This is a genomic window from Sphingomonas sp. STIS6.2, assembly GCF_000732685.2.
In the GTDB taxonomy this organism is placed as follows: Bacteria; Pseudomonadota; Alphaproteobacteria; order Sphingomonadales; family Sphingomonadaceae; genus Sphingomonas; species Sphingomonas aerolata.
Map to the genome: position 1 here is coordinate 1 of NZ_JPDP02000017.1, position 21,594 is coordinate 21,594.

Annotated in this window: 20 protein-coding genes; 4 read left to right on the plus strand and 16 right to left on the minus strand. The window is 62.1% G+C overall.

Going from position 1 to position 21,594, the window contains the following annotated elements; all coding sequences use genetic code 11:
- Window positions 1-395: 395 nt before the first annotated feature.
- Window positions 396-809, plus strand: coding sequence for a recombinase family protein (locus tag sphst_RS21610; protein WP_442800374.1), 414 nt, complete (start codon window positions 396-398; stop codon window positions 807-809).
- A gap of 136 nt (window positions 810-945) precedes the next feature.
- On the opposite strand, the gene sphst_RS20225 is transcribed toward sphst_RS21610, so the two are convergent.
- The 9 genes from sphst_RS20225 to sphst_RS02635 all read right to left on the minus strand — a co-directional run bounded on the left by sphst_RS20225 (window position 946) and on the right by sphst_RS02635 (window position 11,918).
- Window positions 946-1,434: a hypothetical protein gene (locus sphst_RS20225; RefSeq protein ID WP_031394189.1), complete on the minus strand. Its 489-nt coding sequence runs from the start codon at window positions 1,432-1,434 to the stop codon at window positions 946-948.
- 103 nt (window positions 1,435-1,537) lie between these two features.
- Entirely contained in the window at window positions 1,538-1,759 is a 222-nt protein-coding gene (locus sphst_RS02605) for a DUF5818 domain-containing protein (RefSeq protein WP_051916381.1), read from the minus strand.
- On the minus strand, window positions 1,756-1,956 hold the full coding sequence (gene rpsU, locus sphst_RS02610; RefSeq protein WP_031393196.1) for a 30S ribosomal protein S21: 201 nt from the start codon (window positions 1,954-1,956) through the stop codon (window positions 1,756-1,758). The genes sphst_RS02605 and rpsU overlap by 4 nt, the downstream gene beginning before the upstream one ends.
- A 172-nt stretch (window positions 1,957-2,128) precedes the next feature.
- Window positions 2,129-2,320 carry a hypothetical protein gene (locus tag sphst_RS02615; RefSeq protein ID WP_031394191.1) on the minus strand — a complete coding sequence of 64 codons (192 nt, stop codon included), beginning with the start codon at window positions 2,318-2,320 and terminating at the stop codon, window positions 2,129-2,131.
- Window positions 2,321-2,943: 623 nt separating this feature from the next.
- Complete coding sequence (locus tag sphst_RS02620) at window positions 2,944-5,193, minus strand: glycosyltransferase family 4 protein (protein WP_107045112.1); 2,250 nt, start codon at window positions 5,191-5,193, stop codon at window positions 2,944-2,946.
- Window positions 5,190-6,290: a zinc-dependent alcohol dehydrogenase gene (locus sphst_RS20830; RefSeq protein WP_199848892.1), complete on the minus strand. Its 1,101-nt coding sequence runs from the start codon at window positions 6,288-6,290 to the stop codon at window positions 5,190-5,192. Before sphst_RS20830 ends, sphst_RS02620 begins: the two co-directional genes overlap by 4 nt.
- Window positions 6,283-8,346: a glycosyltransferase gene (locus sphst_RS20835; RefSeq protein ID WP_199848893.1), complete on the minus strand. Its 2,064-nt coding sequence runs from the start codon at window positions 8,344-8,346 to the stop codon at window positions 6,283-6,285. The genes sphst_RS20830 and sphst_RS20835 overlap by 8 nt, the downstream gene beginning before the upstream one ends.
- Window positions 8,343-10,565: a UDP-galactopyranose mutase gene (glf, locus tag sphst_RS02630; RefSeq protein WP_234387270.1), complete on the minus strand. Its 2,223-nt coding sequence runs from the start codon at window positions 10,563-10,565 to the stop codon at window positions 8,343-8,345. The genes sphst_RS20835 and glf overlap by 4 nt, the downstream gene beginning before the upstream one ends.
- Before the next feature lie 186 nt (window positions 10,566-10,751).
- Entirely contained in the window at window positions 10,752-11,918 is a 1,167-nt protein-coding gene (locus sphst_RS02635) for a glycosyltransferase family 4 protein (protein ID WP_234387271.1), read from the minus strand.
- 416 nt (window positions 11,919-12,334) lie between these two features.
- Between sphst_RS02635 and sphst_RS02640 the strand changes: the two genes are divergently transcribed.
- Window positions 12,335-12,514, plus strand: coding sequence for a transposase (locus tag sphst_RS02640; protein ID WP_159043475.1), 180 nt, complete (start codon window positions 12,335-12,337; stop codon window positions 12,512-12,514).
- Between the two features lie 73 nt (window positions 12,515-12,587).
- On the opposite strand, the gene sphst_RS02645 is transcribed toward sphst_RS02640, so the two are convergent.
- From sphst_RS02645 to sphst_RS02655, 3 genes are all read right to left on the minus strand, one after another.
- Window positions 12,588-13,139: a PRC-barrel domain-containing protein gene (locus tag sphst_RS02645; RefSeq protein WP_043156473.1), complete on the minus strand. Its 552-nt coding sequence runs from the start codon at window positions 13,137-13,139 to the stop codon at window positions 12,588-12,590.
- A 600-nt stretch (window positions 13,140-13,739) separates the two neighbouring features.
- Complete coding sequence (locus sphst_RS02650) at window positions 13,740-14,129, minus strand: type II toxin-antitoxin system VapC family toxin (RefSeq protein ID WP_031393333.1); 390 nt, start codon at window positions 14,127-14,129, stop codon at window positions 13,740-13,742.
- A complete protein-coding gene (locus sphst_RS02655; RefSeq protein ID WP_031393332.1) occupies window positions 14,126-14,368 on the minus strand; it encodes an AbrB/MazE/SpoVT family DNA-binding domain-containing protein in 243 nt (80 codons plus the stop codon). Before sphst_RS02655 ends, sphst_RS02650 begins: the two co-directional genes overlap by 4 nt.
- A 240-nt stretch (window positions 14,369-14,608) precedes the next feature.
- Here sphst_RS02655 and sphst_RS02660 point away from each other — a divergent pair, with 240 nt between their 5' ends.
- Complete coding sequence (locus sphst_RS02660) at window positions 14,609-15,730, plus strand: tyrosine-type recombinase/integrase (protein WP_031393331.1); 1,122 nt, start codon at window positions 14,609-14,611, stop codon at window positions 15,728-15,730.
- Window positions 15,731-16,076: 346 nt separating this feature from the next.
- Here sphst_RS02660 and brxL read toward each other — a convergent pair whose 3' ends face one another.
- From brxL to sphst_RS02675, 3 genes are all read right to left on the minus strand, one after another.
- Entirely contained in the window at window positions 16,077-18,026 is a 1,950-nt protein-coding gene (gene brxL / locus sphst_RS02665; protein WP_234387272.1) for a BREX system Lon protease-like protein BrxL, read from the minus strand.
- Window positions 18,013-18,267 carry a hypothetical protein gene (locus sphst_RS02670; protein ID WP_234387273.1) on the minus strand — a complete coding sequence of 85 codons (255 nt, stop codon included), beginning with the start codon at window positions 18,265-18,267 and terminating at the stop codon, window positions 18,013-18,015. Before sphst_RS02670 ends, brxL begins: the two co-directional genes overlap by 14 nt.
- Before the next feature lie 99 nt (window positions 18,268-18,366).
- Window positions 18,367-19,773: a hypothetical protein gene (locus sphst_RS02675; RefSeq protein WP_159043476.1), complete on the minus strand. Its 1,407-nt coding sequence runs from the start codon at window positions 19,771-19,773 to the stop codon at window positions 18,367-18,369.
- A gap of 155 nt (window positions 19,774-19,928) precedes the next feature.
- Here sphst_RS02675 and sphst_RS20230 point away from each other — a divergent pair, with 155 nt between their 5' ends.
- Entirely contained in the window at window positions 19,929-20,171 is a 243-nt protein-coding gene (locus sphst_RS20230; RefSeq protein ID WP_159043477.1) for a hypothetical protein, read from the plus strand.
- A 109-nt stretch (window positions 20,172-20,280) separates the two neighbouring features.
- Here the strand turns inward: sphst_RS20230 and sphst_RS02680 are convergent.
- A partial coding sequence (locus sphst_RS02680) for a type II toxin-antitoxin system HipA family toxin (RefSeq protein ID WP_325049417.1) occupies window positions 20,281-21,594 on the minus strand: 1,314 nt, incomplete at its 5' end.

Below are 21,594 nucleotides of genomic sequence, written 5' to 3' on the forward strand. Positions count from 1 at the left end.
AATCAGACCACCGACACCACTGCAAGGCCGACTTTTTCAACACAATCGGGCGGGAGCGGACATAGGCTCGTCGCATAAGTGCTAAACTTCGCGACAGCGCCACTACGACCAGCAAGCCGAGGGTCAGGCTGTCGCGGATGCCCTTTGCGAAATGCACGCGGTCCGAAACACTTTCGCGACACCATGACCACCTTGGGGCGATTAGCGCATTCTCAACCACAGCCTCATTCAGGCCGCGTCAACTAGGGTATATCCAAGAAAGCCGGATGAGATGAGCGAACAGGAAAAGCGGAGCACGATCCAGGCCGCTCGGGTGTATCTGCGGGTGAGTACTGATGAGCAGGATCTCGCTCGCCAGGAAGCGATAGTCACCGGGGCGAGCAGCTGAATACTATGTGGCAGCAGTCTACCGGGAAAAGGCATCGGGCGCTCGACCGGACTGGCCAGAACTGCTGCGCATGATTGCCGACCTCCAGGCTGGTGAGGTGGTCGTCGCGGAGAAGATCGACCGGATCAGTCGTCTGCCTTTGCCCGAGACGGAGTTGTTAGTGGCGACGATCAGAGGGAAGGGAGCTCGGCTCGCGGTACCGGGGATCGTTGATCTGTCCGCCCTCGTTGCCGATGGTTCTAGTGTTGCCCGGATCGTGCTCGAGGCGATGCAGGATATGCTGTTACGGGTAACGCTACAGACCGCCCGCGAGGATTACGAGACCCGTCGTGAATGCCAGCGCGAAGGGATCGAGATCGCCAAGCAGGAAGGCCGGTATACCGGGCGCACGCCTGGCCTTGCGCATCATCGGGCTTCGTGACGCTGGCATGAGCATTGTAAGGCCGGCCGAGCTGGCCGGATGCAGCATTGCACAGGTCAAACGGGTAACGGCCTTGCACCGTGCTAAATCGGGCGTGCTACCGACCAAAAAGGTATCGTCGGAGGACGAGTTCTCGTCAAAATTCGTGCTTTCGACGACACCCGAGTAAGCCATCGTTAGGCGGCCTGCGGCAGGCCGGTACAATGTCTCCACTTGCCGACTTGTCGATCCCAACGGCGTAGAGCTGGGCTTCCGCGAGCAACTGAGTATCTGTCAGGGTACGGTGGTCGATCCACCACTTCGCGTCGGTAACATGGGTGCACACTTGGAGCTGAGTGCGTTCTGTCGCCGGACTTGCGAGGAGCGCGCAAAGGCGGCTGGCTCGCAGGGTTGTCGCCCATGCGACCTGCCGATCGCTGCCGGTAAGCAAGGGCAGGTCCAGGTGGGCAATGGCTGCGCCGTCACGAACGGCCGCTTCTGCCTGCTCGGTCTGCTTGGTCGCGACAAAACATGTGCGGCACTTGGTCGTCTCCAGCCAGCGAGCTCTCCTCTCCTGCTGGCTGGCGAAGCCGGAAAGATAGTGAATCTGCTCATGTCCACAGGCGTGCGCGATAATCTGTCCCATAATGCAATGATGCTCAGCAACGATTTCTAGGCAACCGGTATGAGTCAGGTTGAATCAGGGATGCGCCAAGTCGTTGGCTTGCGTTCCCGGCCGCTTCAGTCGCTTAGGCGGGCGCGACGCCCTCGGCATACACGAGGGCCGGGCCTACCAACGTGCCGGCCAGGCGGACCCGCTTTTCTACCAGATCGACCGGCGTGCGATGCAGTTCCAGTTCGTAGCGACCGCCGAGATCCCGCCGCAGGTAGAAAGCACCGCCGTCGAGGATCAGCGTACCGGTCTCATCTATCCGCGTACCAATTCGCGACCCGACCTCTGCGCCATTCAATTGTCGCGTTCGGCGCGCTTACGATCCGCCTTCCGGGCACGGCTGACGGCCGCAGCATGTTCCCGTGCACGCTTTTCAGACGGCTTCTCGTAGTGCCGGCGCAGTTTCATTTCGCGGTAAACGCCTTCACGCTGCAGCTTCTTCTTTAGGGCGCGGAGGGCTTGGTCGACATTGTTGTCGCGGACGATGATCTGCATGTTGGTTAGCTCGCAACATATGTGGCTCGGTCGAATCTCAGTCGCTGTATGACCAGACGCCAACCGTGCCAAGTGATGACATAGCGCCGCATTGTTCGATAAACTGCTCTGTCCGATGGTGAGTTGGCTTAGCGTTGGCATACGGCGTCAGCGTCGCGCGGTCTCGCTGTCTTCAAAGCCTGATATTCGGCCGTGTCATCTCCAAGAACGCCATATCGGCGCTCGGCGTATAAAGCTCAGCTTTGTCGGCCCGATCCAGCAGGTCGTTGTCGGCAAGGCCTGTAATACACGTCTTGATCTCAGCAAGGCGTTTGACCGCGCGATCGTCGCGATCGGTGAGCCGCTTCTTTTTTATCTTGAGCATACGCAATCCTACGATGAGGGTCTGGGGGCGGGGAACTCAGCCGTATGGGGTTTTAGATCTTTGGTTGTCGGTTAAAGGCTAGTCGTATGAACATCTCTCAAACCGAGTCATACCGTCAGGCTGCTGCATAGGAACGATCGGAAGCGGAGCGGTCCACGCTACCCCTTGTTCAAGAGCGTCATCTGCGATCGGCAGATGCTTGGGATGCAATGGCCACTCAGGGTGAGATGACTTAGCGCTTGGCTCAAGCAAACGCAGAGAACCGAATTAAACAACCTTACCAGCCACGGCCACCAATCGAGAATACGTAGGCCAAGACGCCCTGTCGTCGCGATGTGGCACAGGCGAACGGTGTAGATAGGCGTCCAAGAGGGAGCTCATCCGCTAAAAGGGCATACCTTTCGCATTCATAAGAATATGACTTTTCAGGGGGTCCTGATCGGCAATAATTAAGACCCCTATCACTTTGTTAGATGAGATCACAATATTTATAATGCTGGCCGGAGAACCTGTAGTAGGTCTGGCACAGCATACTCTACTATTTCCTGAAGATCGTCACCCAGCGCGGTGTCGACGGCTTGTTTTGCAGGTAGGAGCGTGTTTTAGCTCAGACTTTCTCTGGATTATGTTTTAAACGACCAAGTCCGAATGACGTCTGCGAGGGCGGCATGCGCGATACGCTCGCTCACGATCACTGAGCAGGCGAGCAGGCCGTTGGGGCAGTAGCGGTCGTCGTCCCAGCCGGGATGATCGAGGATCGGATAGAGGCATACGCCTTGGATCGGTACGCCGAGCGATCGGGCGATCTTTACCTCGCGCAGAATCATGTGAAGCCACGCGGGGCGGGCGCTGCCTTCGATGCCGGTCTCGGCGATGAAGATCGGGCGGCCGTAGCGGGCGTAGGCGTCTGCGAGGATCGCGTGGAATGGGCGGCTGAGGGGGTGGTCGTAAGCTAGCGGTGGTCCACCGTGGATCCACTGGTTGTTATGGTAGAAATTGACACCGACGATATCGAGCAGCGCCGGGTGGCCGCCGATCTGTGGCCAGGCTTTTCCCGCGATCATGTCCCAGGCCTGGTATTGTGCGAGGCGGTGCCCTTCGGCGGCGGGGGCGTCGTTGGGGCGGGCGGGGTCGGTGATGACGTTGATGACCGGATCGGCATGGACGAACCTTGCGGCGGGATCGATCGCCAGGATCGCTTCCATCGCGGCGATCGACGCACGGGCGAGTTGGACTTTGAGTTCATAGCCGCGGTTGTGGGCGAACGGGTTGAGATAGGCTGCATCGCCACCGCCCCAGGCAAAGAATGAGATTTCGTTGACCGGGGCATAGAAGCGGGTTTCGCCGGGCCCCGCGGGGCCGATATGACGCGCGGCCGCGGCGGCGAAGGCGGCGAAGCGGGTGACGAACGCGGGTGCCCAAATGTCGATGTCGTCGGGCAAGCCATAATGGAGCAGGTCCCAGATGACTTCGGTGCCGATCGTCTTGGCGGCTTCGAGCTGTCGGTCGACGCTGGACCAGTCGTAGCGGCCGGGTTCGGGTTCAATCAAATGCCAGCGCAGGCCGTCGCGGACCGTCAGGAGGCCAAGCTTGGCGAGTTCACTGTAATCGTGCGCGGCAAGGGTGTCGTGATGGCTCGCGGCGATGACGTCGACGCGCTTTCCATCGTGTGCCCGGCGGTGGGTGGAGGATTCGAAGCCGCCTTGAAGGAAGCTACGGAAAAGGCGGGGTGGAGGTAATACAGCCGGTCGGTCCCCGATCACATCGGCAAACAATTTCTCCCAGCGGGGGACGACGGCGGCGACGGCGTACTCGGTGTCGACCTTGGCGCGGAGGGCGGTGCCCAGTTGTGTTCGGAGTGCTGCGTTTCCGAGCAGTTTCGTGATTGCAGCGGCGACTGCGGGCGGGCTTTCGTGTGGCACGAACAGGCCGCTCACGCCGTCAACGATCTGTTGTTCGGACCCGTTGTCGCGGGTCGCGATGACGGGGAGGCATGCGGCGCCGGCTTCGGCGATGACGTGCGGCATGCCTTCGCCACGGGAAAGCCAGACGAATATGTCGAGCGCCGCGAGCAGGTCGGGCACGTCGTTGCGATCGCCGAGGAAGGTCAGAGCGGTGTCCAGGCCGAGGGCGTGCGCTCGGTTGCGGAGCGCGACGGCGTATTCGGGGATGAACGCGTCCGGTCCGCCGATCACGACAAAGCGGGCTCCGGGGTAGCGGGCGTGGACGACCGCGGCGGCCTCGATGAAATCCTCGACGCGCTTCTTCGGGTCGAGCCGGCCTAGCCAACCAACTAGCGGTACGTCGTCGGCGATGCCGAGTGTCGTACGCACGGGGACGCGTCGGGTGGGATCGAAGGCGCGCGTGTCGACCATCGACGGGATCTCGATCGCGTGGTGCTCGCGCCCGGGCATTCTGCTGGCCGCTGCGTCGCGGATCGAGGCGCAGACGCCGACATATCGCGCGGTGAAATGCTTTGGACCGGCAAGCGCTTCGGAGACGAGGCCGCCATGTTCGATCAACGGCGGGCGGAGGTGCATGCGTTCAAGCGTGGGATAGATGTCTGCGACGTTCTGGCACGAGACGACTATGTCGTACGCTGGCAGCTTGCTCGCGAGGTAGGCGACGGTCTCGTCGAAGCCGAGCGCGTAGGGGGTACGGTCAACGGGGACGCCGATCGCTTCCAGCTGCTCGTGCGTCTGCTCGGGCATGCCGCCTTTTCGGAAGCAGGCGACTACCTCAATCCTGTAGCGCGTCGGGTCGAGCGCTTGGGCGAGCAGCCGCACCTCCGTCTCCTCGCCGCCGACGACGAGCCATGCGAAGACGAACAGGATGCGGATCGGTCGGGCGTCGGCGGTAAGTGCGGTGCTCAATCGCCGACCTTGAAGACAATCTGGAGGAATTCGGGCCGCTCGCCGACCAGCTTCGTGATGAACGCGGGGGCGTCGTCATAGGGTACGACATGCGTAATAAGTTGGGCGCGAATCTCGGGGCCGCGGGCGAGCAACAACTTTACCGTTTCATTGGCGAGGCGGCGGTGGTCCCATTGGAAGCCTAGCCCGCGGGGGACGCGGTTGATCTGGGCGCAGCGCAGGTTGAGGCCGTTGTGATGGAACTCCTCCCCAAGCCGGAGCCGGTCCGCGCCGCCCTGATAGAAGGCGAGGTCGATCACGGTGCCCTGCGGTCTCAGCGCGCGCATCGCGGCGTGGAGGCTGGCGGCGTCGGCGCGGGTCTGGAATACGACGTCCGCGCCGCGATCCTCGCCGCCGTGGAGCCAGCGCGCCTTGGCGTACGCCCAGGCTTGATCCTCGGTCATCGCGGTGATGCCCAGGCATTCGGCGCGCAGGCGACGGAAGGGTGAGGGGTCGGCGATCACGACTTCGCTCGCCCCGGAGGCCTGCGCGAACAGGGCGGTCAGCATGCCGACGATGCCGGCGCCGATCACCAAAGCGGGGCGGCCGCGGATGCCGTCGCCGAGGTTGACGACATTGGGTCCGAGCAATTCTACATCGGCGTGCAGGATGCCGTTGGCGGCAATCGGACCCATCTGACCGATATAGATGCCGAGGATCGGGTCGAGCTCGGGCGGAAGCTTGGTCAGCAGGTCGTTGAACGGGTCCGCGGTGTGGCCGGTCTTGTGCCCGAACACCGTGCCGACAACGTCGCCGTTCGCGAAATCGTCGACCCGACTGTCGCTGACTTGCGCGCATTCCATGTAGCCGAGGAACGGCACCGGATAGTGCGCGCTTGGCTCGCCGGGGATAAACACGCCGCGGCCTGCGTCCCAGCGCGAATGGAGATACGGGTTACTGTTCTTGACGAAGGTGAGTTCGGTGCCTGCGGAAAACCCGGTGTAGAGAAGATCGAGCCGGACTTGGCCGTCTCCCGGAGGCGCTTCGTCATAACCGAAAAAATAGGCCTGGCCGGGACGTTCGACGCCGAGCGAGCGGACGTGGCGCCACTCAGACATGCGCCACCTCCCGCTCGCGGACGTCGATCGCGCGGCCTTCGGCGGCGGAGCGTTCGATCGCCAGCGCGAGGCGGAGCGTTTCGAGCGCGGCGGGATAGGGGCAGCGGATGCGGTTCTCGTCCCCGCGGACTGCGTCGATGAAGTCGCGATCCTCCAGCACGACGGGATCGCTGCCGGTGCCACGGACCGGACGGCCGCGGCCGATGTCGATCATGACGTCGTGATCGGTCAGTTCGATCGCGAGCCCTTCGCCGAACAGGTGGAGGCTAACGCGGTGGTTCCATTTGAGCAGGCAGGTCGACGCGAAATTGGCAATCGCACCGCTGGCGAAGGTGAGCATCGCGGTGCTCGTGGTGGCGACGTCGAGGCCGGGGAAGGCGGCGCGGTCGACATGGCCCGACTGGCCATAGACGCGGACGACGTCGCCGACGAGATAGCGCGCGAGATCGACGAGATGCGTCGTCTGTTCGAGCATCTGGCCGCCCGATGCGTCTTTCTTCCACCACCAACGCGGCGGCGGCGTGGAATCGAGCCAATAGCCGGACAGGAGGCGGGCGGGCGTTGCGGAGAGCAGCGCTTTCACCTCGTCCACCGTGTCGAGATAGCGCCAGTGATAGCCGACCGCGGTGACGAGGCCGAGGCGGTCGACGGCTGCCGCGACGTCTTCCGCGGTGCCGAGGTCGAGCGCGACGGGCTTCTCGACAAAGAACGGGAGCTTATGCTCGATCGCGAGGCGTTCGGGTTCGCCGTGCGCGAAGGGGGGCACGCAGATGTAGAGCGCGTCGAGCTCGACGGCGGACAGCATTGCAGCCGCATCGTCGAACGCGCGGGCGCCGAAGCGGGCTGCGGCCTCGGTCGCGCGCACCATGTCGACGTCGGCGACTGCGAGGATCTCGACGTCGTCGAACTGCTCCAGCACGCCGAAATGGCGATTGGCGATGCCGCCTGCGCCGATGAACCCGATCCGTGTCCGCTCCACGCCGTCTCCCTTTGTGTTTTGGTCTTGCACGGCGGCGTAGACCGCGCGTGTGTCAACGATCATGCGATCGGCCGAGAAAAGGTCTTGCTGGCGTTCGATCGCAGCGCTGGCCATCGATTGCAGGCTCTCGCGGTCGGCCAGCAGCGTGACGACCGCGTCGGCGAATCTGGCCGGGTCGGCGGGGGTCAGGCGACCGGTGACGCCGTCCTCGATCGCTTCGGCATTGCCCGGTGCGACGGTGGCGACCACGGGGAGGCCGGCGGCCATGGCTTCGAGGGCGACCAGCGGCAAGCCTTCGAATGCCGAGGGTAGGACGAGCAGGTCGGCGAGCGTCATCAGGTCGGCGACGTCGCTGCGCGTGCCAAGCATGCGGACGGTGCCGGCCAGGCTTTTTGCCGCGATAGCGCGTGCGGTCCGGATGAGCAACGGGCCTTCGCCGGCGAGCAGGACGATCACGTCCGGGCGCGCAGCGCGGATCGCGGGCAGCGCGTCGAGCAGGAGCGCGTGGCCCTTTTGCTCGGCGAACCGCGCGACCATCAGCAGGACGGGGGCATCGCCGACGCCCCATTCGCCGCGAAGCGCTTCGCGTGACCGCGAGGGTCTGTGCGCCCCGACGCCGTTGTGGATCGTCGCGACCAGAGCGGGTTCGACGCCGGCCGCGCGGTGGCTGTCGCCGACCGCGTCCGAGACGCAGATCAGACGTGCGAGCGTTGCGGAGGTCTCGCGGTGTTCGTCACGCTGCGCGGGGTCGGTGAGGAGGTAGGGGAGGTGTTCGGTGCGGATCACCGGCACGCCCGCCGCATGCGCGGCGCGAACCGCGGCATGGCCCTCCCAGCCTATCCCCGCATGGACGTGGACGATGTCGGGCGCCGCGCGATCGAGCCAGCGCACGAGGTCCGCATTGTCGTCGAGCGACTTGACGGCATAGCCCTTCGCGGCGGCGTGCTCGAGGAGGCCGGTGCCAGCGCGCGCCGCGACGACAATCTCGTCAGCCTCGAGTCCCTCGGCGAGTGTCATCATGTGCGCGCCGACGCCGGACGGGGCGCGGCTGTCGGTCAACAGGCAGATGCGGGTCATTCCGCGGCCAATACGGGGGTGTCGAGAACGACGGCCTTCGCTACCATGCGGCGATAGGTGGCGAGCGCTTGCCCCACGACCTGGTCCATATTGTAATAGCGATAGGTCGCGAGACGGCCGACGAACGTCACGCCTTCCTCGGCATCGGCGAGTGCCTCGTAGCGTTTGAACAGCGCCTGGTTCTCGGGGCGGGGGATCGGGTAATAGGGATCGCCCTCAGCACTCGGGAATTCGTAGCTGATGCTAGTCTTGGCGTGCAGTTGCCCGGTCAGATGCTTGTATTCGGTTATGCGCGTCTGCGGCACGGTCTCGTCGGGATAGTTGACGACCGCGACGGGCTGGAACTCAGCGACATCGTGCGTCTCATGGCGGAACTGGAGGCTGCGATAGGGCAGCTTGCCGAAGCGGAAATCGAAATACTCGTCGATCGGGCCAGTGAAGACAATGTGGTCGACATCGACGCGGTTGATCACGTCGCGATATTCGACGCCGAGGTCGAGCTTGATGCCGGGATGATCGAGCATCGCCTCGAACATCCGGGTGTAGCCGTTGGCCGGCATCACCTGGAATGTATCGGTGAAATAGCGGTCGTCGGTCGAGGTGCGCGTCGGCACGCGTGCGGTCACGGCGCGGTCCAGTTCGGACGGGTCGAGGCCCCATTGTTTCCGCGTGTAGCCGCGGAAAAACGTCTCGTAGAGATCGCGGCCGACCGCGGCGACGACGACGTCCTCGGACGTGCGGATGTCCTCGACCGATTCCGCGCGGCTGGCGAGGAAGGCTGCGGCTTCCGCGTCGTTCTCGAGCGACAGGCCGTAGAGAGCGTTGAGCGTGGTGCGGTTGATCGGCATCGGCACAAGCTTGTCGTCGACGCTGGCGAGTACGCGGTGTTCGTACGGGCGCCACTCGGTAAAGCGCGAGAGATAGTCGAACACGTCGGCGGAATTGGTGTGGAAGATGTGCGGGCCGTAACGGTGGATCAGCACGCCGGCTGCGTCAAGCTCGTCATACGCGTTGCCGCCGATGTGGGGGCGGCGGTCGACGACCAAGACGCGCTGGCGACTGTCGTTCGCGAGCCGTTCGGCGAGGACTGCGCCGGCAAACCCTGCGCCGATGATGAGAGTGTCGTAGCGTTCGCGCTTCGGGGCGGGGGCATATTTCTTACCGCTCAAGATGCGGTCGATCTCGGTGGCCATGGCGGTTTGCGTGCGGTCCCAGGATTGCGTGGCGAGCAGGCGGTCGGCGTCATCGCGCCATGCGCCTTCGCGGGGAAGGGCCAGGGCGGCTTCGCAAGCGGCGACGAACGCGGTCGCGTCGGCGGCGATCGCCACCGCCGCTGCGTCGCCGTAATGGCGGATGACGTCGACGATCGGCGTCGAGACGACGGGCAGGCCACCGGCGAGATATTCGGGGGTCTTGGTCGGGCTGATGAAGCGCGTCGCGGCATTGATCGCGAACGGCATCAGCGCGACGTCCCAGCCGGACAGATAGGCGGGGAGTTCGCCGTAACCGCGCCCACCGAGCCAGTGGATGTTGGCCCGGCGCGGCAAATGCGCGGAGTCGATCTTCACGACCGGGCCGATCATCACGAACGACCAGTCGGGCCGCCGGGCTGCGACCGCGTCGAGCAGGGCCAGATCGATGCGTTCGTCGATTACGCCGCAGAATCCTAGCCTCGGCCCGGAGATTTGACGCTGGTCTTCGGGTTCAATGTTGCCGGTACGGGCTTGGGCGAAATGCGCGACGTCGACCGCCGAGGGGAAGGCGTGGACGTCGCCGTGGCGGCCGCGCTTGGCTTCGTAGAGGCTGTAGCCGCCGGTGAAGACGAGGTCAGCGCGAGCCAGCAGCCGGGCTTCGCGGTCGAGCAGCGCGGGGTCGGCGAAGCGGAACGCGGACAGTTCGTCCATACAGTCGTAGATCACGGCGGCGGCGTCGAGATGCTCGGCGAACGGGAGCATCATCGGCGTGTAGAACCAGAGCAAGGGCTTCGCGCGAATGCTCGTGGCGACCAGCATGTCGAGCAAGTGCCGCAAGCCCGCTTCGACCTGCTCGGCGTTCCACCAATGCGGCAGACGCGGCCGCAGCGCGACGACGTTGTCGGCGGGGAAGGGGTGGTGTTCGAGGAACGGCAGCGGATGGTCGCAGGGGATGTGCTCTTCCCAAACGAACACACTCTGGTTCTGCGCGAACCGCGTCATCAGATGCTGAGGGCGCTGGGTCACGAAATCCCAGCGGAGATGCGAGAAGCAGATCAGCGGCGGCGGGGCGGCATCGTCGATTGTGGATAGGCTGGAGGTAGGTCCGATACCGTGCACGCTGTTCCAATCCGATAATCCGCGGTTATCCGCGTGAGTGTTCGAACCTAAAACCATGAGCCAGCCGAGTCATCATGGCCGGTCATATATTTGTCATTGCTTTGCATCATGTATTTGCTCGATAATCTCGCCGAGGCGGGCCACGCTGTGCGTCCAGGTCCAACGTTCTAAAACAGCCTCGCGGGGTCGAAATTCTGCCCAGGTTTCTCGCATTGTAAGGATCGCATCGGCAAACCTGTTCGTCGAAGCGGTCATGCCGGTCGTGGGCAGGATGAATTGCAATCCGCACCGCAGGCCGCTGTTGGCGAGCACGGGCAGGCCGGAAAGCATATATTCGGTGAGGATCGCAGGAGCGCCGTCGTCAATGCCGCAAACGACGCCGAACTTCGCGCGGTTCATCAGCCGATTGACTTCATCGATCGGCACGCCGGGCGGCCCAACAAATTCGATGGACAGATTCTGGTTTCGGGCACGTTGGCGGAGCGCGTCAGCGTCCTCGCCGTAGCCGAACACGCAGAGCGCGCGAACATCGCGTGGCAGTTGCGCGAGCGCGTCGAACAGAATGTCGTGGCGCTTATACGGTTGCGCCGCAGCGACATAGATCAGGTCGACATCCTTGGCCGTACCAAGCGGACGGAACTGGTCGATCGCCGCGAACTCGGGGCCGATCGGCAGGATGGCGGAGCGCATACCGGGGTGACGTTTTTCGACCTCGTCCGACTGCCATTGTGCTCCGGTAATGACGAGGTCGAAATGCGCGCTGACTTCGGACGGAACGCGCAGCGATGGCGCGTCGATCGAATTGTAGAGGATGATGCTGTCGGCGCACGCGTCGAGCAACGCGCGTTCGACGCCGAGGCCTAGCACGATCAAAATATGCGGTGCGCCAAACGCCTCGACAAATGCGATCATCTCTGATGATGCGAAGGGTGCGGTTTCATCGTCGATGCGGAACGCCCTTCGGGCCAGCACGGCGTTGTCGCGGCGAAACGGCGGCTCGTCCTCGCCGCGCCAATGATGCCAGATCTCCGCTTGTTCGACGATTCCGGCTGCGACGAGCGCGAGCGGCATTCGCTCGAGATAGCCACCGGTCACATCGGCGCTGGCACTGCCATCGCCAGACCACGGCCGGGACGTAGGATCCGTCGCATGCGTGGGGAGTGCGGCCCGACGATCGTCGGACGCGTGGCCTCGATGCGGACCCTCGATCCAATCGCTGATGACGACCACCGATCTTTGGTCCGTCAGTCGCACCGCCATCGTCGTTCCTCATTATGTGCCGAACCCGACCGCACGATGCGCCACTCGAAACCGGGCAGGGCATCTGTGGTATCATACGTGATTATGCTCAGGGCGCATCAGTTCTTGGCACTGCCCAGCTCGGCCGTCTTGCGATGCTGTTCGGCGAGCACCGAGCCCGGGATGACGTTAGTGATTACGCCTTGGCTAACATGCATGATCGGCGGCATTGACTTGCTTCCCATTGAGAGCTCGACCGAAAATTGAGTTGAGCAATTCTAGTTGCGTGCGATTCATCGGGGGTTGCGAAGACCACGAGGCTCATATGGGCTGGACCACAACCGCTCGCCGCGAGCATGACAGAAGCGGGCTACGCTGTGCAAGCGATTGCACAGACGAAGAATGGGCTGTCATCTGACCACGATTCAGGCGGTAAGGTGGGACGGCCACGCAAGCACAAGCCACGAACCTTGTGGGATGCGATCCAGTATATCGCTGCGACGGGGTGCCAATGGGCGAAGTTCCCCGAGGACTTCCCGCCCTTCACGACGGTGCAGTATCATTTCTATAGAATGCGCGACAACGGCCTACTCGACGTTGCGGGGCCAGTTGCGTGAGGGAGCCGAGGCCTCTGAGCACACCGAACATGAATGACATGTCAATTCATTCGTCGAGCCGCGTGTTAGTTCCTCAGCTAGCGACAGCAACAGGCAGGCGCTGGATCGCCTTCTTATCGAGATCGGTCTTGACCTCGCCATCCGCGATCCTTGTCGCACGCCATGGCAACCGGTGCAGCGTCTCACCTAACCCACTTACACCGCCTACGCGAATGATCAGATAGCTAATTCGCCCCCCTGAGGAGTGGGCAAGAGCATCCACCGCATACGCGACGACCTCGCCGTCCTTAGCCTTGATCGGCAAGCCGTCCAGCGTCGCGATTGAGAAAAGAGCCTCTCCATCCTCTAGTGTACTGCGTGCGACCTCGGCCTGAGCGGTGTCGCTGATGCGCGCGCGCCGTCCAAGCCATCGCCAAATACCAAAGACGTCAACTAGGCCTAGAAAAATGTTCGAGTAGAGCAATTGCGTCTGATCGGTAGCGATAGCCACTACAACCCAGGCCGCCGCGCCCACCGTAAAAATGACAAAACCCCAACCCGTTACGCGCACGCCAAGGTTCGAAGCTGTCATCACTGCTGCGACGCAGGTTGCCACCAGCGCCATCCAACCCGCAAAATCCGCCATAAACGCTCGTCCTCGTCATTGCCTCGGCAAAACGCCCAATTGAGGAAGGTCTTCCGTGCCGCGACACCGTTAGCCGCTCTACATTGCCACGCTTGGTCACCAAACGGAGCGTTACTGTTAATGCACAGAAACTTATCATTCTGAGCGGGGGTTATAAAAACCCGCGCATCTGGTCCGGCTGAAGGTCAACAAGAAGAAGCCCAAGCTGGCGACCTGCGCTGCCATTAGCTCAGGAGGCACGCGAGTTAAATGGACGAACTGCGGCTTCGCCAATCCGAAATTTGAAACCAGCTAGGCCGCTACCTGATGAACGACGCCGATCGCATTGCAGACCGAAAGGTGTGCCTTCCGGGTATACCCTGACAGCGCATACCGATTGAGCAGTTATGCTGTGCAAGCAGGGTCAAATTTTGAGACATTGACCCGTGGCTAGGCGATCCTAGAAGCTGATTGAATAAAATCACTACGTAACAGCGGGGTGCGGACCGGAGCAATCGCCGATGATGCGGGGCATTCCGGCAACTTGGTACGCGTTACGAGGACGGTCGTCTAGCACGCAAAACTCTCTAAAATGCATAGTGCTCAAGATACGAAGAGTGACTATCGGATTGTTACCACTTTAATGCCGGCATTAGTCGCTACGTCTTTCCAGACGCGATCTGCGGTGTATGCCGGCACACTCAACCGCTTGGCGAGCGCGAGGCAGAAACGGTCGCCAAGCGACAGCCCCGCCGCTTTAGTGGTCGCCCGAAGTAGACCAGCCTCCCAGGCGAGCGTCTCGTCTGCGGCCACGACACTATAGGGTAGCGCGCCCAACATCTCGCGAATCTCCTCGATCGGCGCGCCGAGATGGATGAAGTGGCTCACAACCTCAGCGTGGTTAAATGCCCCAACCATGGCATTCGCCACTATGGCGGCAACCTTGCTGGCGCCACGTTCGCCCTTAAGCAGCGCGATGATTGCCGACGCGTCTAAAATGGCGACCGTCACTCTCCGCTATCCGTGCGACGGTTCGCGAGGAAGGCATCGACTGATGCGTCGGGATGGTCGCCATACTTCTTCGCGATCGCCTGCGCCCGTGTCACCGCCTGACCAACTGTCCGCAATACGACTCCATCCGCCGTCTCTTCAATCAGTACGGCACCGCCACGTTCAAGACCAAGACGTTTCCGTATGCCAGCGGGCAAGCTCATGCGCCCATTAGCGGTGATGTTAACTTGCAGTGTCATGGGATGCTCGGTTCCATCTATGTCACAATGGCATGTTTATACCATGTTTGGTAAGACTGCCTATTATAATCATGATTGCCGCATTCCACCATCCGGGCACCTCGTCTATTTAGCGATAACGCTGATTCCCGCTAATTACATGCTGGCCTCAAATCGATCTGTCGCGTATCGATTCCGGCGGTTCCGGGACGGCCGCCGCCGCGTCTGTTTCGGTTTGGACTAGCAACGAAGGAGGTCGACATGGCCAACGATGGTGGCATCGATGACGCGGCGCACGTCGATCCTTCGGATCTGGCTGGTATCGTGGCTGACGCGCTGGTGGTGGTCGACCAAGTTCAGTCGCTCGAGCCGTATCTCCCGCAGCTTGCGCCCGACGATCGCGAACGGGTCGACGACTATGTCCGCCGGGCATCGGCCGACGCGACGTTGCGCGCCTACAAATCAGATTGGCGGCTGTTCTGCGCCTGGTGCCAGGAAAGCGGTTATCGGCCGCTCCCAGCGACGCCGGCGACGGTCGCCGCGTTCCTGACGTTGCTCGCCGAGAGCGGGTTCAGTCCGCAGGAACTCCGCCGGACGAAGCGCGGGGTGGTACTGCCGCGGAAGGAGCCGGTGCCGCTCGGCCGTGCAACGATCGGTCGGCGGCTAGCCGCAATCGTGTTCGCACACCGTGCCGCAGACGTCGAACCGCCAACCTCGCAGCCCGACGCGTCCCGCCTCGAGCGTGCCATGCGCGGCATTCGCAAGGATAAGCGCGGCGAGATGCCCGGCAAGAAGCGACCTGCCGACGGCGATGTGCTGCGCGACATGGTGCGTGCAATCGTTGGCGAGGATCTGCGGAGCCACCGCGACCGCGCGCTACTGGCAATCGGCATGGCCGGCGCATTCCGGCGTTCCGAACTCGTGGCGATCACCGTTGCGCGTGTGAGCGAGGATAGCCGCGGGCTGCTGGTGCGCATCGCGGCCTCGAAGACGGACCAGGAGGGCAAGGGTCACACCGTCGCGATCCCCGACGGCCGCAGGCTTGAACCAGTGAGGCATTACCGCGCCTGGCTCGAGCGGTCAGGCATCACCAGCGGGCCGGTATTCTGCAAACTGACGCCGCAGGGACGACTGACCGACAAACCTATGAGCGCTCAGGGCGTGGCGCTGGTAGTGAAGGCCGCCGCGGTCGCGGCGGGCTACCCGCCCGAACTATTCTCAGGCCACTCGCTCCGCGCCGGTTTCCTGACCGAGGCAGGTCGCCAGAACGCCAATTTGTTCAAGATGAAAGAGCACAGCCGACATTCTTCTCTGGAAATGGTCGCGGAATATGTGCGGGATCATGAGCGGTTTCGAGAGCACGCGGGCGAGAGTTTCTTATAAGCCGGCCCACACGACGCCATTCATTCTATAAAGATCTCACTCAGCCCTCCCAATTCCTTAATATGCGGCAATCTCGCATTCTTGACTGGATCACGAGTCTTCGTTATCTCGCCAATCGTTCCACGGGACGGCGGTCGGTTTGCGCAGTCGCACTTTAGTTCGTTCCAAGCGAACAAAGTTCGTTATCAGTAAACCCTAGAGCGCCTAAGAGCAGCCAGCTCATAAGGTTTGCATCAATAACATAGCCCGATAAACTTCTTATGTTAAATTAATAGTTTATTGGCATGGGTGCATTTCGAACGACCGGAAAGCCTGAAGGCTCATCCCGAATCTGACGCGCTCAAAATTAGGGCATTTCCACATAAGTCACGTAAAAGCTGCGGACCATGCGATGCTCCTGCATCCGCTCCCCTAACGAAAAGCCGTTCATCTTACGTGGCGTTGGTTGGAAGATATCCAAGCCGCGATCCAGAACCATTTTCCAGCCAGTATCCGTGCTGATATCGCGGGCATGTAGCGTCCCGGCCTTGTCGAATGCCCAGGTGAAATCAACGCCCGTACTTGTGCAGGCCTCGGCGATCCCGTCTAGGCATTCCCGCTGCTCTTGAATGTTCCCATCGTCCGGAGCCGTGACAAGATGCACCGCGACCTGATCTTCGGGCTGTTTGCGCCGGATCAGCATCTCGATCAGTTCCATTACGTTGCGTGCCTGATGAAACTTTCGGACATAAGGATCGGTGATGACGATCCTCGTTGCCCCATCCGTCCAGGGGCCAAAGATCATGTCGAAACTGATGCCCTTGCGGTTTTCCGCGAAAACGACATGCCCTGGCTTCGGGACAAAAGCAGGGGCAGCAGCAATAACAGGCGCTGCGGAGGCAGCCGTCGTTGACGCCGGCTCTGCCAAAACCGGCACGATCTCAGGTTGATCCGCACTGTCATCCACATCGCTGGCGGACCGTCGATGGTAGAACTGAGGAAACTCCTCTTCCTCCAGCGTGGTGACAGCGCGCTTTGCGCCATCCAACGCGATGTAATGGAAATCCGCGCCCTCAAAGGTGCTGTCGATCCGCAGGAGCTGGTCTTTCACCCGCTTGCGGCATTCAATCGCAAACCGCAGCAGCTCTTCAACCTCAGCTTCCGTCTCGCTTCCATTCGGGAAAATAAGCTTCAACAGGCCCGACATGGTTTTGCTGATCGCCGCACGGTCCCGGATATGGGTCTGAACGGGCACGGTGAAGTAGCGATCCGGCCGGTGCGAGAAGTCCTCGGCACGCAGGTGACGCAGGATTTCGGCAAGATAGTCGACGATGAACCCATAGCCAGACGTGAACATATCGCCTCGAATGATGCCGACCTCCCATCCGGGGAGATAGGCATGCAATCGATCGATAAAGGCGCTGTCGTGGAACTGCGGCGGCAGCGCCTCGAACAAGTCAGTATTCTTCAGCATCCATGGGACGTTATGGTCGGTATTGCCGACGAAGGCGAAACTGGCCTCAGCGCCCATCGGATTTACCCCGCGCGAGAACTGCTTGTTCGCCATGTAGTTCTTCATGATGTCGACAAGCGCCTTGTTGGCAGTCTTCTCGCGACCGGCAAATTCGTCAAAAGCGACGACATCCCAATAGCCGACCAACCCAATCCGCCCATTGGAGTTGTTCACGAAGAGCTTGGGAATCGTGACTTCACCCCCGGATATCAACTGACCATGGGGGGAGAACTCGGAATAGATATGCGATTTGCCTGTCCCCTTGGGGCCAAGCTCAATGAGGTTGTAGTTGCGTTCGACGAAGGGGATCAATCGCAACAACTGCAAAAGTTTAGACCGGCGCCCGAACAGAGAAGGATCGAAGCCGATGCTCTGCATCAGAAGATCAATCCATTCCTCGGTGGTGAATTTTTCACGTGTCTCGCGATACCCGTCATAGTCGACGCGGGCGATCTGGATCGGCTTCAGCGTGTCGATGATCCAGGGAGATATCCGGCTCTCTTCTGAGAACTCGTACTGCACCTCGGCGATGCACCAGATCCCGGTAACCAGCAGTTTCGGATGCGCCTTGACCGTGGCGCTGTCGATCGCAACCCGTTTGATGCCAAGGTTCTCGAATACCGCCTCATAGGCATCGGTCTTTTCATTCAGCGCCACGCTGACCTGATCGATGACCTTGTAGCGGCCGCGCTCCCTGATGGTCGACTGGACCAGCCCTGCTTCGGAACGATGGACGTAATGTTTGCGCAGGATATCCTTTACGGTCTCAATGCCGGTTGCAATCGACGCTTCATCCGGACTCACCACCTACAGGTTCGGGCTGAGGGGTAGGGGCAGGCGCCGGTGTCGGCGTCAGCGCAACGATCCGGGTCAGCGTATCGGCCAGAAGGTTTGCCCGCACCTCAGTCGCCCGATTGCGCAAGGCCGGAATCAGGCTCTGTGCGGCAAGGCCGGATTTCTGCGTGGCAAATCCTTCGCGGATGCGCGCCTGCTGATCAGACGGTAGCGCACCGAACTCCGAGGTCTGGGTGATTTTTTCAGCCACCTCCTCAATCGCGGCGATGACGGCGTTGCGCTCGGCCAGAACCGTTGCGTGCGTCTGTCACTGTTCTCCTTCAGTTTACGCGGAATTTTGAAGCTGGGGTCATATGTGGTCGGCCAAAGAAGCTGGATCGGCAAATGGAGTCGCATGCAGGCGGCTTTGAGCATTCCGCGAAAATCGAGATCGGGGCCAGCCTCTGCTTCCTCGCCGCCTTCCGCAGCCTCGCTTGGCCCGCAGTGCCTTGGGCAGGGTGTCGATCCTCGATGCTGCCAGGAGAGCGGCATAGTCCTGCGCGCGGAGCGGCTCGGCGCCGAACGTCGAGCGAAGTTCGGCGAATACCGGCGCCAGCTCGCGCGTGGGCAAGCGCAGATTGGACCCGGGACTCCGCAGGACCAACTCGTCCAGCTCATGATCCCAGGTACGCGCATCGCGCGGCGTCGACCGTCCACCGCCAATCAGCCGCACGAAGGCGGCATTGCTCACGGCACTGGAGACTGCCTGTTGGATCAGTCGGTCGGGCCGGCGGGCTCGACTTGTTCTAGTCGCGCGCACGACATCACCGAACACGCGGATGACGGATGCCGGCGCAATGTCGTCGACCACCTGCGCCACCAAAGACTGAAGGGCCTTTCGGACATCCTCGTCGTACTCTGACAGCTTGATGTTGTTGCGGTTGCTGGTGAGTGCGAAGGACCCGTGCACGAGGAAGCGGGCAGAGATCGACTCGGCAGTTGGGAAGAAAACGTGAATGGGAATGTCGTCCTCTGCGGGCACCGCGAAGCCTTCCGTGGTGGCGACGGCGATCGCCGCGCTAAGGGTTTTTCCGTCGTCGCGCGAAGCTGCAGCGGTCGTGCTCCACAGCCGCCATTCGCTCTCGGTTGTTTCGCCGTCACGCGTCACGGTCAGCTTGGCGGAAGCGTTGCGCAGGCCCGAGGCCCGCGGGCGCGAAACGATGAGCGTCGCGGGTGTTGGTCCTGCGCCGTCGATGATCACGGTGTCGAGGTTGCGGCACAGAAGGAGGAAGTGGGGGGAGAGCGCATTGAGGCGGGTGATGACGCTTGCACGCACGGCTACTGACCTGAACGGCAGGCGGATCACGGTAGTGAAGCCTTCCTTTATCAGGTCTCTGGTCACAGCATCGCGCGCTACCGTGTGCGGGAGGCGGAAGGTCAGGTCCGGCGCGTCCGGATCGATCGCCCGGAGGGCTTCCCTTGAGGCGGACGCATCGAATCCGAAGTCGAATTGCCCGGAGTGGATGCTCGGTCGGTCGGTGACCTCGAGGACCGACTTGAATCCTAGGCCCTTGGCTCCGATCAAGTCGGCAGAATTCGTGCCCGCCGAGGCGAGCGCATCGTCCGCGTTCTGCAGCAGCTCCCACAAGGAGCGGCCGGCATAATCGCTGCTGGTTTCTAGCTCGTGGTTGGCGTCCTCCTGCAGCTGATCGATGTCGGTGCGGTATACCGCGAGGCGTCGTTCTCGGATTGCATCGACTAGGGCCCGGTCTGACACCCCATCGAGCGACGATCCAGGTCCACGGTTCGTCTTCGCGCTCAGGTTCTCCCGGCAGACGGAGACTACCCCGCGCCGGTCGAAGCGTTGGCCGAAGTTGGCGACGTAGAGAGCGTCGTCGATGATCCGGAAGGTGAGTGACCTACGAGTGCTAATTGGACAGCTCATGGTTCGAGTTAGAAAATATGTCCGTTCTATCCGATCAAGCGAAAAAAGCCCTAGAGTTGCGCGAGGGCGGCGCCATTGCCGGCTGTTTTTGCACCAGACGCTGCCGCGAGAGAATCGCCTGCATCAACGGCCTGAGAGTCGATGTCCAAGACGAAGCCACCATGCCGACTAAGCGCGATCGAGACCGCGTTCTTGCCGAGAACTGCGCCAACCGCAGTTTGAACGTCTGACGTCTGTCCCGCCACCCAATGGAGGATTGCCGAACTGCCGCTCGACGGTATGGATCAGACCTATCGTCGGATTCTTCTCGTGGCTGCAGTTCGAGACGTCGAGCGCCCATCATTGCAGCATCGCTCGAGCTGCCGCGCGCTCACCGTGCTCAAACGCCTCGGCAAAGCTGTCGAGGTCGGCGCTGGTCATGCCGAGCGCGCGCCCCTCTTCTTGCCAGCTCGCGACGGCCTGTTCGACCTGCGCCAGTATCTCCTTGGCGCGTGGCAGGCTGATGCGAAAGTACGGCAGCACCGACATCAGGGCGTCGATGGTCGCCTCAGGCCCGACCTCTTCCGATACCCAGGTCTTCAGCTCGCGCAGGCGCTCGGGGAACGGATTGATGTCGAAGGCGGGCGCCAGCCGCCACAGGCCACGGTCTACGTGCAGGAAGCCGTGGTTCATCAGATGATCGTCGACGTTGGTGATCAGGATCGAGAAAGCGATCCTGCGCCATAGCTCCTCGATGTCGGCAGTGGGGGCGCTCCCATTCACACGGAGCGCATCGACGATCTCGGTATAGGCATGCTCCTGCACATCGCCGGGCTCCGCACCGATCATCGTCGCTGCCGAGACGTACATAAGCCGCCCGCCCCCTGCGGGCCTATCGAACCGCCGGATCAGCGCGATCGCGTCGCCATAGCTCTCAATCAGTCGGGCATCAGCCGCATCGATCCCAGCGCGACGGGCAAGCCGCATTGCCAGCACCTCCCCTCGCGTGACCGAGCGCTCGTCGGCGACGCTTGGAAACTTGCCGATCGACAGGTGCCCCTCGTCATCGACGACGGTGCATTTGGGGCGAAGCCCGCCGAGCGATGTCCCGCGACCGCGCAAATAGGCGAGATCGGCTGCGGTTTCGGTGTTGGTCTCGACTGCACGACTGGCCGCCAGGAGATGGCCCAGCTCGATGAGCGGCGGCGTGGTGCGGCGACCATCCTCGGTCGCCCGCTGGGCAACCCCCTGTTCGTCGACAAGACGTAGCGCCCCCACTCGGCTGACGTCATCGACTGCCAACAGATAGTCGAGCCCATTCAGTGCCCGGGCGTCGACCTCATCACCGCGGCGGCGGGCATCCTGCCGCCGCTTGGCATGGTCGCGCTGGATGACGCGCTTCCCCCAGCCGTCCGGTTCGGTATCCGCGATCGCGGCGTGGAAGACAGAACCGGTGCCGATCTTGCGGTGAAACTGCGGGCCGGCAACGAGCGGCAGCGCGGGCTCAAGGGCGAAGCGGTCGGGGTCGGCCAGCCAGCCGTCATCATATTCGAAGCCCGCGCTCTCGCGACTTCCTTGCTGATTGTAGTGCAGCGACCCGACGCTGCGGGCTTCGTCGCCGATTTGGATGCCGATCGTCCGCCTCACAGCGAAACCGGCGGTTTGGGTCTGCGG